Source organism: Dichotomicrobium thermohalophilum (assembly GCF_003550175.1).
GTDB classification, from domain to species: Bacteria; Pseudomonadota; Alphaproteobacteria; order Rhizobiales; family Rhodomicrobiaceae; genus Dichotomicrobium; species Dichotomicrobium thermohalophilum.
Map to the genome: position 1 here is coordinate 1,428,310 of NZ_QXDF01000001.1, position 13,936 is coordinate 1,442,245.

Sequence of the window (13,936 nt, forward strand, 5' to 3'; positions counted from 1 at the left end):
GGCGGCGAATATGAAAACGGCGCATCAGATTGGCAGCATGGGCAGCAGCGCCCCGATCCTGTCGGACGATGATCCGGGCAAGGATGACGGTGAAGGCGACGCCCAGACCGGGATTGTCACGCGCACCCGGCCAAAGACGAAAAAACCGAGTCTTTACAAGGTGCTGTTGCTGAACGACGATTATACTCCAATGGAGTTCGTCGTTTATGTGCTGGAACGCTTCTTCAACAAGGGGACGGAAGAAGCAACGCGGATCATGCTGCACGTGCACAACAAGGGTGTGGGCATCTGCGGAGTCTATACCTACGAGGTCGCCGAGACGAAGGTCACGCAGGTGATGAGCTTCGCCCGGCAGCACCAGCATCCCCTTCAATGTACCATGGAAAAGGAGTGAATTCGGATCGTGCCCTCGCTCTCAACTAGTCTGGAAGAATCGCTCCACCGTGCTCTGGAATACGCGAACGAGCGCAGCCACGAGTACGCCACGCTCGAACATCTTCTGCTCTCGCTGATCGACGACCGCGACGCGTCGACCGTTATGCGGGCCTGCAATGTCGATCTGGACGTGCTGCGGGCCAAATTGATCGAATATCTCGACCACGAGCTGGACAACCTCATCCTGGAGGATGGCAGCGAAGCCCAGCCTACCGCGGGCTTCCAGCGCGTCATCCACCGTGCGGTCGTGCATGTCCAGTCCTCTGGCCGTGAGGAGGTGACCGGCGCTAACGTGCTGGTGGCCATCTTCAACGAGCGGGAAAGCCACGCGGCCTACTTCCTGCAGGAACAGAACATGTCCCGCTTCGATGCGGTGAACTTCATCTCGCACGGCATCGCCAAGCGCCCCGGCATGTCGGATCCGCGCCCGGCGCGCGGCGTGGAGGACGACGCGGCGACCATGGACCAGGGCGAGGAAAAGAAGCGCTCGGGCGATGCACTCGATGTCTACTGCATCAACCTCAACGAGAAGGCCGGCGAAGGTCGCATCGACCCACTGATCGGCCGCGAGCGGGAGGTCAACCGCACGATTCAGGTTCTCTGCCGCCGGCAGAAGAACAATCCGCTGTTCGTGGGTGACCCGGGCGTCGGCAAGACAGCGATCGCGGAAGGCCTGGCGCGCAAGATCGTTAGCGGCGAAGTGCCGGAGGTGCTGGCGAACGCCACGATCTTCCAGCTCGACATGGGCGCGTTGCTGGCCGGCACGCGGTATCGCGGCGACTTCGAGGAGCGCCTCAAGGCCGTGATGCGCGAGATCGAGGCCTATCCCGGCGCGATCATGTTCATCGACGAAATCCACACGGTGATCGGCGCCGGCGCGACGTCTGGCGGTGCGATGGACGCCTCCAACCTGCTGAAGCCGGCGCTTCAATCGGGCGTGCTGCGCTGCATGGGCTCGACCACCTACAAGGAGTATCGCCAGCATTTCGAGAAGGATCGCGCACTGGTGCGCCGGTTCCAGAAGATCGACGTGAACGAGCCAACCGAGTCCGACGCTATTGAAATCCTCAAGGGGCTGAAGCCCTATTTCGAGGACTTCCACGGGCTCAAATACTCCAACCAGGCGATGAAGGCGGCCGTCGAGCTGTCGGCGAAATACATCCATGACCGCAAGCTGCCGGACAAGGCGATCGACGTGATCGACGAGACCGGCGCGTCGCAGATGCTCATCCCCGAGACCAAGCGGCGCAAGACGGTCGGCGTCAAAGAGATCGAGGCCACCATCGCGACAATGGCCCGCATCCCGCCGAAGACGGTCACCAAGTCCGACGCCGAATTGCTCAAGAACCTGAGCGAAGACCTCAAGCGGGTCGTCTTCGGCCAGGACCAGGCGATCGAGGCGCTCTCCTCGGCGATCAAGCTGGCGCGCGCCGGTCTGCGGGAGCCCGAAAAGCCGATTGGTTCCTACCTCTTCTCCGGTCCGACTGGCGTCGGCAAGACGGAGGTGGCCCGTCAGCTCGCCTCGCTGATGGGTGTGGAGCTCCTGCGCTTCGACATGTCGGAGTACATGGAGCGGCACACCGTCTCGCGGCTGATCGGCGCGCCTCCTGGCTATGTCGGCTTCGACCAGGGCGGTCTGCTGACCGACGGTGTGGACCAGCATCCGCATTGCGTCCTGCTGCTCGACGAGATCGAGAAGGCGCATCCCGACCTGTTCAACGTCCTGCTGCAGGTGATGGACCACGGCAAGCTGACAGACCACAACGGCAAGCAGATCGACTTCCGGAACGTCATCCTCATCATGACGACGAACGCGGGCGCGACCGATCTTGCCAAGGCCGCGATCGGCTTCAACCGGTCCACGCGCGAAGGCGAGGACGAGGACGCGATCAAGAAGCTGTTCACGCCGGAGTTCCGCAACCGGCTGGACGCGGTCATCCCGTTCTCGAACCTGGGCAAGCCGGTCATCAGCAAGGTCATCGAGAAGTTCATCTTCCAGCTCGAGGCTCAACTGGCCGATCGCAACGTCTCGATCGAACTCACGGATGCGGCCAAGGACTGGCTCGCCGAGCACGGCTACGACGATCAGTTCGGCGCCCGCCCGATGGGCCGCGTTATCCAGGAGTACATCAAGAAACCCCTGGCCGAAGAGCTGCTGTTCGGCAAGCTCGAAGGCGGCGGCACCGTGCGGGTCGACGCCGCGGAGAAGGACGGGCGCGAGCAGCTCGTCTTCGAGATCGTGGAAAGCCGTCCGAAGGCCAAGCCGGATACGTCCTCAGACGATGACTCTGAAGACGAGCCGGATGACGATGACGGCGGCGATGTCGAAACCGCTGAGAGCCAGCAGGGTCCCTCGGGCAACTCCGGCAAGTCCGGTGGCGGCGAGGGTCCATCGAGCCCGATCCCGAAGGTGCCTCTGGCGCCGTAGCGAGATAGCCGGGGAGCCGCGTGCTCCCCGGCCTCTTTTCCCGATAGAAAGCCATGACCATCGACCTTGACGCGGCGCGCGAGGTTCTTCTTGCCCGCCGCGACGAATTGTTGGCGCTCAACGAAATCTCGGCCGAAAGTCGTGAGGCCGTGGCGCTCGACCAGCAGAGCGTTGGCCGGCTGTCGCGCATGGACGCGATGCAGGCGCAGGCGATGGCCAAGGCGAATGAGCGCCAGCGGCGGGTCGAGCTGTCACGGATCGAGGCGGCGTTGCGCCGGATCGAGGAAGACGAATACGGCTACTGCCAGAAATGCGGCGAGGAGATCGCGCCGGAGCGCCTGCGCGTTGACCCGGCGGCCTCGTTCTGCGTCGACTGCGCCTGAGCCTCAGGTTCCAAAAATCAGCACAGCGGCGAACACGCCCATCCCCTGGAGGTCGCCGCCACAACACCCCCTCCGCATTGCCTGTCCCTACGTGATCGACTATTCCTGACCGCGGCAGTCGGCGAACGGAGCGGGGGATGAGCGACGTCACCGAATTCGGCTACAAGACGAACGCACTGCTGATGCGCCTGCTGATATCGGGTGGCCTCACCGCGGCGGCGCTCCTGCTGTGGTCTCTCGCTGGCTGGGGCTTTTCCGGCTTCGACGCGATCCTGGGCGCGCTGGCAACGGCCTATTTTGGCACGCGGGTGCTTGGCAACCTTTACGAACTGGCGTTCCCGCGACCTGTCATTCGCGTCAGTGATGAGGGGATTCAGGACCGCCGGCTTGGTCCGACGGTGATCCCGTGGACGGCGATCACCGAATTCAAGCAGGTAACAGGCGCAATGGGCGCCGGCACGCTGTTTCTCGAAGTGCGCGAGCCCAAGCGCTACATCGGGCCTTCAAAAGGGTTTCTCTGGCTGTTCTATGCGCTGCGGGGACGCTCCGGCCAGGCGGAGGCCGGCATCTTGCCGCTGACCCCGCCGAACGTGCTCGATCTCGGCGATATGGACCTGCTCGACGCGGTCGATGAACACGCCCCGCACGAAATTCCTGTGACGCCGACGGGCCCTAAAAGCTGACGTTATTGATGATCCACGCCCCGGCCGCCGCCGTCAGGCCGGCGATCAGCGCGGGCGCCAGCGTGCGCACGATCGCTCCCAGTAGCGTGGCGAAGGCTGCGAGCGCATTCTGCGCGGCATCGAACAGCTCCCGTGCGGCGCGATAGAGCAGGTAGATCACGACGCCGGCGACCACGACCAGAAGGATCTGCTCCAGGATGTGCAGCTCACCAAGATTGCCCCAGGGCACGGCGCGGATCTGCTCGATGGACCACGTCCAGACAATCTCGACAAACCGGAAAATCGCTGCGATACCGTCGCGCAGGAACGCGATCAACTGATCAACAAACGCCATGAGCGTCTCCATTGCTCTGCCCGCTGCGGCCATGGGGCCATGATTTGAGCCACAGGGAAAGGTCGCCAGCGCAACAGCTGCGCGAGAACCGCAGTAAGACTGTCGTCAGGATGACGAGCTGAGTTCATCCGATCTATGATGTGCCCGCCCGTCCGGTGGCGCCAGATCCGAACCTGAACCCCAACTCGCTCTGTCTGCGAGCCAAGCCAACGGAAGCGACATTCCTGTATGAGGACGCCGACGGCAAAAGGCGGGTTTTTCGCGAGCCTGCGGCAAATCCGGGGCGCAACACTCATCGCGGCGGCAGGTGCCGGGCTGGCACTGTATCTGCTGGTGCTCTCCCTGGGTGACGGGACAGGCGCCGATCAGCTGAAGACCTGGGCGCTCCTGGTCCTGGCGATCAGCCTTTTCGCCACGCATGTTCTGCCTGAGCATGTTACCGCGCTCACGGTGTTTCTGCTTGCCTTGCTGGGCGACATTGCTCCGGCTGACGTTGTCTTTTCCGGCTTCGAGGTCGGCGCGCTCTGGCTGCTGTTCTCCGGAATCATCATTGGCGCGGCGGCGCAGGAAGCCGGTCTCGGAGCCTTTATTGCCAGGCGCATCCTGAGCCTGTGGCGCATGACCTATACGCGTGCGGTCGTTCTCCTGATTGTCATCGCACTGGTCCTCGGCCTGATCGTCCCGGCGACCATCCCGCGGATCATCCTGCTGATGCCGGTGGCGCTCGGCTTGGCCGAAGCAATGGGCTTTGAGGAAGGTGGCAAAGGGTACACAGGACTGGCGCTTGCCGCCGGGCTGGGCACGTTTCTGCCCACTTTCGCTGTCGTCACGGCCAATCTGCCGGCCGTGGTGCATGTTGGGGTGATTGAGTCAGTCTACGGCATCAAGGTGTCGTACGCCGAGTTCCTCATTTATCAGCTTCCGGCCGTCGGCATTTTGCGGGCCGTGGTGCTGATGGCCCTCCTGCTCCTCCTGTTCTCGCAGCCTGGTCAGCCTGTCACCGAAACCAGCCGCGAGCGGATGACCCTGCGCCAATTCCGGCTGTCGATCGTGCTTTTTGGCGCGATCATCTTCTGGGCAACCGACGTGTTCCACGGCATCCATCCCGCCTGGATCGCCATGGCCGCTGCGGTGGTGATCCTTTGGCCGTCATCGCGGCTCATCAGCCCGACCGCGTTCCGGGAGAAGATTGACCTCGCGCCCGTGCTCTACGTCGCCAGCCTTCTGAGCATTGGCGCGATCATGATCAACAATGGGCTTGATGCGGAACTGGGCGATTTCATCCTCGGCTTCGTGAGTTTCAGCCCCGATAGTCAGTTGATCAATCTGTACTTGTTGACCGTCCTGTCCCAGCTCGTCTGCCTGATTTCGACCACGCCGGCCGCGCCGATCCTGCTGGTCCCGATTGCGGGGGAGCTGGGGCAGGCATCCGAGATTCCCCTTATGGGCGTGCTGATGGCCCAGCTTGTGGGCTTTTCCTCGGCGCTGCTGCCATACCAGGCGCCGCCGCTGATCGTCCTGCTGAGCCTGTGCAAGGTGCGGTTCCGGGACGTTGTGAAGGTTATAATGCTGGTTGCGCTGGCGACGCTTTTCCTCGGCGTGCCCGTAGCGTATCTGTGGTGGGGCTCGCTCGGGCTTCTCTGAGCAGGGCGGTGGAGGCGGACAAAAAAAGCGGGCCGTCCGGCGAACGAACGGCCCGAGTCTAGGGAGGAAACGCCCAAGGAGGGCACGCGACAGCGATCTCTCGATCTTGCCGCGCTGCACAAAAATGGCATTGCGGCGCACAAAATTCAAGGGAATTCGGGACCGCGCATAACTGCTATGATAGCTAGCCCTTGAACTTCGCACCTGCAAGATGGGACTGGCGCGGCAGTTTCGCGCAGCTTAATGAAAATTCCGTTTTAAAGTGACGCAGTTACCGAGATCGGGGAAACCATGCCGCCGACTTCTGCCGCTCAAACCACCGAGTTTGCCGCCTTCGCTCACGCGTTGGCGGATGCTTCGCGCGCGGTGATCGCGCCGCTCTTCCGTCGCGCCACGGCCAACGACAAGAGCGGCGGCGGCCCTTTCGACCCTGTCACAGAGGCAGATCGCGGTGCCGAGCGCAAGCTGCGCGAGTTGATCGGGGCGGCCTATCCCGACCACGGCATTGTTGGGGAGGAGTACGGCGCGCACAACCCGGACGCGGCGCACTGCTGGGTGATCGACCCGATTGACGGCACACGCGCCTTCATCGCCGGGCTGCCGGTCTGGGGCACGCTTATCGGGCTGATGGCCGAGGGGCGGCCGCTGATCGGCTTGATGGACCAGCCTTTCACGCGCGAACGCTTCTGGAGCGACGGCGCGGGCGCCTTCTATCGGCTGGGCGACGGGCCCACCGAGCGGATGAGCACGAGGGGCTGCGCGCGGCTGGAGAATGCCGTTCTCGCCTGCACGACCCCGGAAATGTTTCGCACCAATGAGGAGCAGGCCGGCTTTGCTGCCATGCAGGCGCGGGCGCGGCTGACCCGCTTCGGCGGCGACTGCTACAACTACTGCATGCTGGCAATGGGGCTGATCGACGTCGTGGTGGAGGCGCAGCTCAAGAGCTTCGACATCGTCGCGCTGACGCCGATCATCGAGGCGGCGGGCGGGCGTGTCAGCACCTGGGAAGGCGGCGCACCGGCCGAGGGCGGGCGGATCGTCGCGGCCGCGAATCCGGCGCTTCACGCGGCGGCGCTGGAGGTGTTGCAGGCCGCCTAGTCCGGCTTGCCGTAGGTCTCGAACTTCGCAAGCACCTCGGCCATCTGCGCGTCGTCGAGAAGATGCACCTCGCCGAGTTTGAGCACTTCGAGATATTGCGCGGCCAGATTCTCCACTTCTCCGGCCAACTCCAGCGCGGCGTCGAGGTCGGAGGCGGCTGCGATCTGTCCGTGATTGGCGAGCAGGCACGCCTTGCGCGCGGACAGCGCCTCGGCCGCGTGTGCCGCAAGCTCTTCGGTGCCGAAAGTTGCATAGGCCGCCACCGGGATGTCCGTGCCGCCGGCGACTGCGACCATGTAATGAAACGCCGGGATCGGGCGGCGCGCACAAGCCAGCGCCGTGGCGCAGCGCGAATGGCAGTGGACGATCGCGCTGGCGTCGGGCCGGGCCTGATAGGCGGCCTGGTGAAAGCGCCACTCGCTTGAGGGCTTGCCGCCCCTGGGTGTGCCGTCTGCATCCACGTAGACGATGTCATCCGGCTCCAGCGTTTCATAGGCTGCCCCGGAAGGCGTGATGAGCATTCCGTCGCCCCAGCGCGCTGAGACATTGCCCGAGCGTCCGTGGCTCAGTCCGGATGCACTCATGCGCCTGGCGATTTCGACGATATCCGCCCGCAAACCCCCCTTGTGGGTGGGATGCCTGATGACGGCGAACAGCTTTCTGGCTCGGGCCATGCCGCGCCTCTCTAGCCGTGATTGTCAGGAGTCCAGTTTTCGTCTCGCCCCGCCATTGTGCCTTGGTGGGGGCGCGTCATCACTGGCCCGGTCATCCTCATGCGATAAAGGATCGGTCTCGCGCTGAGCAAAATCCGGGTCGCTATAGTGATAGGGGTCCGGGTCATCGTGACGGTCGTAGTCCGGCTCCTCGTCGCGGATTTCCGGGTCGATCTCCTTCTGGGTATCGGCCGCCGCCTGTCGCTCCTCCGGCTCCTCGGTGCTGGGGTGATGCTCGATCTGGGGCCGCGGCTCGACCCCTTCCAACTGATTGTCGTTGCCTGACGGGTCGGTCAACATGCCCCGGTCGAGCGCAGTCTGGGGTCGCCTTTCGGGGAAATCCTGGCGGAAGCTCGCTTCCTCCTTGTGGGCGCTGACGACGGTGCGCAAGGCGATCTCCGGCCATTTGCCCTTGGCGAATTTGTAAACGCGGAAGTCTGGCGCTTCGGCAAATTCGCTGTTACGGGCGCGCAACTGCCCGCGAGCAAAGGCTGAGAGGTCGGACCAGCCGCGCTTGCCAATCATGCGCTCCAGCCTGCCGGCTGGCTGCGCCTCGTCGCTCTCCGGGGCGCGGGCGTTGCGGCTTATGAGACGGACGAATCCGCGGGTTTCCAGCGCGAACATGATGTTGGCGATATAGCGGGCCTTGCGCCGTTTCAGCTCGTCGGCGCCCGGGCCGAATTCCAGGGGGACGGCCGCATAGTACGCGCCTCGGTGATCAAAGACCACGTCCTGGATCGGCGAGAGCATCTCCTCGGGGGATGGCCGTCTGTGGAACTCGTCGAAGAACACCTCGCGGAACATCCGCATGAACTCGCCCATCTCGCGGGTGCGCGCTTCCTCCACGCCCCCGTAGAACGCGCGAAAAGCATGGAACGGCCGGTTCATCGATACCAGCAGGATGCAGAAATCCACGAAAATCGCGATCGCCAGCGGGATGAAGTCGCGCGGACCAAGGCCGGTCAGCCCGGTCACCTGCGATGGGTCTTCGCCGGCGGCGATCGCACGCTCGCGCGCTTCGCGCAGCTCCTGCGGGCTGGGCGGGACTTCGAGCTGGAGCAGACCGTAAAGGCTCGTCGTCAGCCGGCGGAAGGCCTCCACGACGGCGGCTGAGCCCTCGGTCGGGTTGATCTGCGGCGGATTGAGTTCGGGCAATTCATCGATCGCGCGCACCACGCCTTTGAGCGCGGAGCTCAGCGCCGGGTCCGGGCAGCGGAAGGTGCCGCCATTGCTCTGGAAGACCGTCTGGTCAGCGCGCTGGGCGAATTCATCGCGCAGGGACATGAGCTGCGGGTCATTGGCCAGGGCGTTGAAGCGGGTGGCGACCAGGTTCAGCTCGCGGTTCATGTCGCGGAGGAAGACGTTGCGCGTGCCCGTCTGCGGGTCGATGGTCGAGGGGTCATTCGCGACAACGCGGCTCATCTTCTTGGTGAGCGCGTTTATGTCGTCCTGGACCTGGCCAGCGCGGGAGCCGACGAACTGCTCGGCGAAGCCGAAGCGGCTTGCATCGGCCTCGCGCAGGCGCATGCGGGGGCCTTCGCCGGGCGGGCTGCCGTTGCAGGTGCCGCCTTCTTCGCGCTCGGTTTCCGCGCGCTCGGAAGAGATTGTCGCCAGCGTACCGAGCGTGGCCTGAAGCTGGTCAAGCTGAGTCGCGCCACGCTGAAGCTGTGACTGGACCTGCGTGATCGAGGCTTCGGCAGAAGCGCTGGAGGCGGTGCGGGCCTCAAGATATTTCCAGTAGAATCCGAAGCCGAAGCCGACCGAGATCAGCGTCAGGAACAGGTAGCCCGCGAGATAGAGGGGGAAGATCGCGAGGACGCGCTTGCCCTGATAAAACTCGCGCGAGAAGAACTGGTCCAGGATGAACAGGATCATCAGCTGGAGGACGGCCACGGCAAAGCCGACCGCCACCGTGATCACCATGCTGATCTGTCCCGCGTTCGCGGTGATCAGCTCCAGCATGCCGGTGTAGGTCGAGATCCACGACAGCGTGGTCAGGCCGATGATGAGCAGGATGCTCTTCCACGATTCGGTGAATCGGGCCCATGAGCGGCGCAGCGGCCCCGGTTGATCCGGGTCTTGCTGCCGGCCGGGCATGGCCAGACCTGCCTCCATGCCTTTTTTCGAGGCACTCACGTTACCAGGGCTCCCGAAAGAAAAAAGCAGCTGCCATCCCGGGAGGCTTCATCACACCCCGGCGGCAACATCAGGATTAACGCATATTGCTCTTAAATTACATATAATGTCCGATCCAAACCAGAGCAGGGGCGCCACAGCCATTATTCCGGCACGCGCTGGCCGTCCCAGGCGAAAACGCAGCCGCTGTCAGCGGGCGTCAGGCCGTCGAGGACGGTGAGCAGGCGCGTGGCCGCGAAGTCGGGCGTGAACAGCTTTTCCGGCGGGGTCTGGCTCTGGAATGGCTTGGACAGGCCGGTGTCGACCGTGCCCGGATGCAGCCCGACGCAGATCGCGTCCTTGCGCTTGCGCCCAAGCTCGATGGCGAGGTTGCGCAGGATCATGTTCAGCGCGGCCTTGGAGGCGCGGTAGCCGTACCACCCGCCGATGCGGTTGTCGCTTATGCTGCCGACGCGCGCGGACAGCGCGGCGAAGATCGCACGCCCTTCACGCGGGAACAACGGCAGGAAGTGCTTCGCGACGAGCGATGGGCCGATCGTGTTGATACGGAAGCTGCGGGCGAGCTGGTCGGCGTCGAGCGCGCGCCAGCTCTTTTCGGGCTGGATGGAGTCGTCATGCAGCAGGCCCGCGGCGACGATCACGATCCGGGTGCCGCCCAGACGGCTCGCGGTTTCGGCGGCCGCGGCGATGGTCTCCTCGTCCTCCAGGTCGATATGTCCGGTCTGCACGCGCGGGTTTTCGACGTCTGCGGGCGATCTGGAGAAGGCGAGCACGCGTTCAATGGTCGGCATTTCGGCGAGCTGGCGCGTCATCGCCGCCCCGATCCCGCCTGATGCCCCAATGACGGCGGCAGTTGGGCGTTCGGCGAAGTTTTCGAACATTGAGCCTCCGGAGTTATGGGATGTCGGGCAATCGCATGCGCAAAAAGGGCGATCTGCCAACCAAGACCTGTTCAGTGTGCGGGCGCGCGTTTACCTGGCGGCGCAAATGGGCGCGGGTCTGGGATCAGGTCAGGTATTGCTCACAAGCGTGTCGGCGCGCTGCCCGCACGCGTCGCGAATGAAGGCGCGGGCGCTCTCGCGTGTCGCCTCGCGCTTGTCCGCGCTCATCTTGTCCCAGGTACGATAGACCGGTCCGAGCCGCGGGTTGCCCTCCAGCTTGTCGCGGTTGCGCGCGAGGAAATCCCAATAGAGATAGTTGAACGGACAGGCGCGCGGACCGGTTTTCTGCTTCACGTCATAGGCGCAATGGCCGCAGTAGTCGGACATCTTGTTGATGTAGTTGCCTCCTGCTGCATAGGGCTTGGAGCCGAGCAGGCCGCCATCGGCGAACTGGCTCATCCCGAGCGTGTTCGGCATCTCGACCCATTCATACGCGTCGGCATAGACCGCAAGATACCACTCGTGGATCTGTTTCGGATCGACGCCCATCAGCATCGCCAGATTGCCGGTGATCATCAGACGCTGGATATGATGCGCGTAGGCTTCCTCGATCGTCTGCCCGGCGGCCGCGCGCACGCAGGCCAGGTCGGTTTCGCCGGTCCAGTAGAAGCCGGGTAGGTTGTTGTCGGCTTCGAAAAAGTTGGAGTCGGCATACTCCGGCATCTTGAGCCAGTATATGCCGCGGATGTATTCCCGCCAGCCGAGAATCTGCCGGATATAGCCCTCTACGGCGTTGAGCGGTGCGCGCCCGGAATAATATTCCGCCTCCGCGCGGCGGCACATGTCGAGCGGATCGAGCAGCCCGGCGTTCAGATAAAGTGAGCAGACGCTGTGGAACAGGAATTTTCTGTCCTGCAGCATCGCGTCCTGGTAATCGCCGAATAAGGGCAGGGCATCTTTCACGAAGGTCTCGAAGGCGGCTTCGGCATCTTCGCGCGTCACGGCGAACCAGAACGGCTCCAGATCGCCGACGTGATTTGAAAAGTGCGCGTCGACGAGAGCGAGCACTTCGCGGGTGGTGTCGTCCGGCGCGAAGCGTGCGGGTTGCGGCATGAACAGGTCATCGTCAGCCGGCTTGCGGTTCTCCGCGTCGAAGTTCCAGCGGCCGCCCTCCGGCTCGTCGCCGTCCATCAGCAGGCCGGTCCGCCGTCGCATGTCGCGGTAGAAATACTCCATACGCAGGCTTTTGCGGCCCGCCGCCCAGTCGCGGAAATCCGCGCGTGAGCACAGGAAGCGGTCGTCGTCCAGCACCTCGACCGGAATGTCCAAACTGTCGCGCCAATCCGCGAATTTCTGGGCGACGCGCCACTCCCCCGGCTCGGTAACGATCAGGCAGGCCGGGCGGTGGCGCTCGATCGCGCGTTCGACCTCGCCGTCAAATGAGCCGGCGTTTCCGGGATCATCCAGCTTGGTGTATTCCACCGTCCAGCCCTGCGCGCGCAACGCATCCGCAAAATGGCGCATGGCGGAAAAGATGAAAGCGAGCTTCTTCTTGTGATGCGGGACGTAGCTCGCTTCCTCGTACACTTCGGCCATGAGCACGACCGCATTCGCCGGGTCCGCTGCGCGCAGGCTACTGAGGCCGAGCGACAATTGGTCCCCCAGCACGAGGACAAGGTCGCGCCCTGTGCCGTCGGCGCCTTTTTCGGGCATGACTGGCCTAGTTGATCTTTGCCGAGGCGAGTTGCTCTTCGATCGCGTCGGTCACTTCCTTCGCCTGCGGCTTGGTGCGGGTGCTGAAGGCGCCAACCAGCTTGCCGTCCGCCGAGATCAAATATTTGTGAAAGTTCCAGCGCGGCGCCAGCTTCTCGCCGCCGACTTCGCGCGCCCACTGGTAGAACGGATGGGCCTCCGATCCCTTCACGTGGATTTTCTCGGTCAGGGGAAAGTTGACGCCGAATGCGCCCTGGCAGAAGTCCTTGATCTCGCCCTCGCTTTTCGGCTCCTGCCCGCCGAAATCGTTTGAGGGCGCACCGATCACGACGAGCCCACGATCGCGGTAGTCCTGCCACAGGGCCTGCAGCCCTTGGTACTGCGGCGTGAACCCGCACAGCGAGGCGGTGTTCACCACCAGCAGCACCTTGCCGGCGTACTGGCTGAGCGGCATTGGCTCACCGCCGATCGAGGTGAAGGTGAAGTCATGCGCCGATCGGGTCTGCGCTTCGGCGGGAACCGTGGCCGCGGGCGCGGCAGTCATCACGCCAATCAGAGCCAGCGCGGCGGAGAGTTGCTTTCTCATCGCTGCTATTCCGTCTTGAAGATGAAACTGTCAGGAGTACGCAGCGGCGCGCGCTGCGGTTCCCTTTGCCTCACTCGCGCAGCCTGGCAAGCGCGATGCCATCATAGCCTTTCTGTCCCACCATCTGGGTCACAATGGCTTCGACGCGCGGATTTTTGGCCAGCGCGTCGTTGAAAGCCTGCACGCCCTGCACCCGGGGATCGTTCGAGGTCGGGTCCAGGACGCGGCCGTCACGCACGACATTGTCCGCGATAATCAACGCGCCGGGGCGGCAGAGCTTGATCGACCAGTCCAGGTAATTGACGTAGTTCTCCTTGTCGGCGTCGATGAAAACCATGTCGAAGGGAGGTTCGCCGCGCTCTTCCAGTTCGCGCAGGGAGGCGACCGCCTCGCCGACGATGATCTCGACCCACGGCCCCACTGCAGCGCGGTCAAGATTGGCTCGCGCCACGCCGGCGTGCTTGGGTTCGTATTCCAGTGTCACGACGTGCCCGTCCTCGGGCAGCGCGCGGGCCAGCCAGGTGGTGCTGTAGCCGCCCAGCGTCCCGATCTCCAGAATACGCCTGGCGCCCATCAGTTTCGCCAGAAGGTACAGGTATTTGCCCAGCACCGGCGAGACTGCGATGTTCGGCAACCCTGCGGACTCGGCGGCCGCTTCGGCGGCGTCCAGCGCCGGGTCGTCCACGATGAAATGATCGGCGATGTAGGCGTCGACATCCTTGAACATCTGGTAATCAGGCATTTTTCCTCCTGGCAGGCGGCTGATGGCTCCTGGCGAGCCGAGTCGGTGCGGCTGACGTATGGGTAAATCGCACTTTCGGCCCTCTGGAAACTGCCATAATGTAACATCCAACCGGCGACAATCGTTGCAAAATCCGGCCAATATCACCGACCCGGCTCAA

The 13,936-nt window shown here is 63.8% G+C and carries 14 protein-coding genes; 7 read left to right on the top strand and 7 right to left on the bottom strand.

Annotated elements, in window-relative coordinates; translation table 11 throughout:
* Positions 1-37 precede the first annotated feature (37 nt).
* From clpS to BXY53_RS06580, 4 genes are all read left to right on the top strand, one after another.
* The gene (gene clpS / locus BXY53_RS06565; protein WP_210209203.1) at positions 38-394 is read left to right on the top strand and encodes an ATP-dependent Clp protease adapter ClpS; all 357 of its coding nucleotides are present in this window, start codon (positions 38-40) and stop codon (positions 392-394) included.
* A gap of 9 nt (positions 395-403) precedes the next feature.
* A complete protein-coding gene (gene clpA, locus BXY53_RS06570; RefSeq protein WP_119061052.1) occupies positions 404-2,863 on the top strand; it encodes an ATP-dependent Clp protease ATP-binding subunit ClpA in 2,460 nt (819 codons plus the stop codon).
* Between the two features lie 53 nt (positions 2,864-2,916).
* Positions 2,917-3,246 (top strand): TraR/DksA family transcriptional regulator, encoded by a 330-nt coding sequence (locus BXY53_RS06575; RefSeq protein ID WP_119061053.1) that lies wholly within the window; start codon positions 2,917-2,919, stop codon positions 3,244-3,246.
* Positions 3,247-3,383: 137 nt separating this feature from the next.
* A complete protein-coding gene (locus BXY53_RS06580) occupies positions 3,384-3,929 on the top strand; it encodes a hypothetical protein (RefSeq protein WP_119061054.1) in 546 nt (181 codons plus the stop codon).
* On the opposite strand, the gene BXY53_RS06585 is transcribed toward BXY53_RS06580, so the two are convergent.
* On the bottom strand, positions 3,919-4,263 hold the full coding sequence (locus BXY53_RS06585; protein WP_147361520.1) for a hypothetical protein: 345 nt from the start codon (positions 4,261-4,263) through the stop codon (positions 3,919-3,921). The genes BXY53_RS06580 and BXY53_RS06585 overlap by 11 nt on opposite strands.
* Before the next feature lie 228 nt (positions 4,264-4,491).
* Between BXY53_RS06585 and BXY53_RS06590 the strand changes: the two genes are divergently transcribed.
* Positions 4,492-5,907 (top strand): SLC13 family permease, encoded by a 1,416-nt coding sequence (locus BXY53_RS06590; RefSeq protein WP_119061056.1) that lies wholly within the window; start codon positions 4,492-4,494, stop codon positions 5,905-5,907.
* 291 nt (positions 5,908-6,198) lie between these two features.
* The gene (hisN, locus tag BXY53_RS06595) at positions 6,199-7,005 is read left to right on the top strand and encodes a histidinol-phosphatase (protein WP_119061057.1); all 807 of its coding nucleotides are present in this window, start codon (positions 6,199-6,201) and stop codon (positions 7,003-7,005) included.
* On the opposite strand, the gene BXY53_RS06600 is transcribed toward hisN, so the two are convergent.
* From BXY53_RS06600 to BXY53_RS06610, 3 genes are all read right to left on the bottom strand, one after another.
* On the bottom strand, positions 7,002-7,679 hold the full coding sequence (locus tag BXY53_RS06600; protein WP_119061058.1) for a class II aldolase/adducin family protein: 678 nt from the start codon (positions 7,677-7,679) through the stop codon (positions 7,002-7,004). The genes hisN and BXY53_RS06600 overlap by 4 nt on opposite strands.
* Before the next feature lie 24 nt (positions 7,680-7,703).
* The gene (locus BXY53_RS06605) at positions 7,704-9,854 is read right to left on the bottom strand and encodes a hypothetical protein (protein ID WP_147361521.1); all 2,151 of its coding nucleotides are present in this window, start codon (positions 9,852-9,854) and stop codon (positions 7,704-7,706) included.
* Positions 9,855-9,997: 143 nt separating this feature from the next.
* On the bottom strand, positions 9,998-10,735 hold the full coding sequence (locus tag BXY53_RS06610) for an SDR family NAD(P)-dependent oxidoreductase (protein ID WP_119061060.1): 738 nt from the start codon (positions 10,733-10,735) through the stop codon (positions 9,998-10,000).
* A 20-nt stretch (positions 10,736-10,755) separates the two neighbouring features.
* Between BXY53_RS06610 and BXY53_RS06615 the strand changes: the two genes are divergently transcribed.
* Positions 10,756-10,917 (top strand): DUF2256 domain-containing protein, encoded by a 162-nt coding sequence (locus tag BXY53_RS06615; protein WP_425359181.1) that lies wholly within the window; start codon positions 10,756-10,758, stop codon positions 10,915-10,917.
* On the opposite strand, the gene BXY53_RS06620 is transcribed toward BXY53_RS06615, so the two are convergent.
* The 3 genes from BXY53_RS06620 to BXY53_RS06630 form a co-directional block, all read right to left on the bottom strand.
* Positions 10,865-12,448 carry a cryptochrome/photolyase family protein gene (locus BXY53_RS06620; protein ID WP_119061061.1) on the bottom strand — a complete coding sequence of 528 codons (1,584 nt, stop codon included), beginning with the start codon at positions 12,446-12,448 and terminating at the stop codon, positions 10,865-10,867. The two genes, BXY53_RS06615 and BXY53_RS06620, sit on opposite strands and share 53 nt — an antisense overlap.
* 7 nt (positions 12,449-12,455) lie before the next feature.
* Positions 12,456-13,034 carry a glutathione peroxidase gene (locus tag BXY53_RS06625; RefSeq protein ID WP_119061062.1) on the bottom strand — a complete coding sequence of 193 codons (579 nt, stop codon included), beginning with the start codon at positions 13,032-13,034 and terminating at the stop codon, positions 12,456-12,458.
* Between the two features lie 70 nt (positions 13,035-13,104).
* Positions 13,105-13,776, bottom strand: a complete 672-nt coding sequence (locus BXY53_RS06630) for an O-methyltransferase (RefSeq protein WP_119061063.1) — start codon at positions 13,774-13,776, stop codon at positions 13,105-13,107.
* Between the last annotated feature and the right edge of the window lie 160 nt (positions 13,777-13,936).

Coding starts and splice junctions, on each gene's coding strand:
- clpS (WP_210209203.1), top strand. CDS start 38: ATGGGCAGCAGCGCCCCGATCCTGTCGGACGATGATCCGGGCAAGGAT.
- BXY53_RS06575 (WP_119061053.1), top strand. CDS start 2,917: ATGACCATCGACCTTGACGCGGCGCGCGAGGTTCTTCTTGCCCGCCGC.
- BXY53_RS06580 (WP_119061054.1), top strand. CDS start 3,384: ATGAGCGACGTCACCGAATTCGGCTACAAGACGAACGCACTGCTGATG.
- BXY53_RS06585 (WP_147361520.1), bottom strand. CDS start 4,263: ATGGCGTTTGTTGATCAGTTGATCGCGTTCCTGCGCGACGGTATCGCA.
- BXY53_RS06590 (WP_119061056.1), top strand. CDS start 4,492: ATGAGGACGCCGACGGCAAAAGGCGGGTTTTTCGCGAGCCTGCGGCAA.
- hisN (WP_119061057.1), top strand. CDS start 6,199: ATGCCGCCGACTTCTGCCGCTCAAACCACCGAGTTTGCCGCCTTCGCT.
- BXY53_RS06600 (WP_119061058.1), bottom strand. CDS start 7,679: ATGGCCCGAGCCAGAAAGCTGTTCGCCGTCATCAGGCATCCCACCCAC.
- BXY53_RS06610 (WP_119061060.1), bottom strand. CDS start 10,735: ATGTTCGAAAACTTCGCCGAACGCCCAACTGCCGCCGTCATTGGGGCA.
- BXY53_RS06615 (WP_425359181.1), top strand. CDS start 10,756: ATGTCGGGCAATCGCATGCGCAAAAAGGGCGATCTGCCAACCAAGACC.
- BXY53_RS06620 (WP_119061061.1), bottom strand. CDS start 12,448: ATGCCCGAAAAAGGCGCCGACGGCACAGGGCGCGACCTTGTCCTCGTG.
- BXY53_RS06625 (WP_119061062.1), bottom strand. CDS start 13,034: ATGAGAAAGCAACTCTCCGCCGCGCTGGCTCTGATTGGCGTGATGACT.
- BXY53_RS06630 (WP_119061063.1), bottom strand. CDS start 13,776: ATGCCTGATTACCAGATGTTCAAGGATGTCGACGCCTACATCGCCGAT.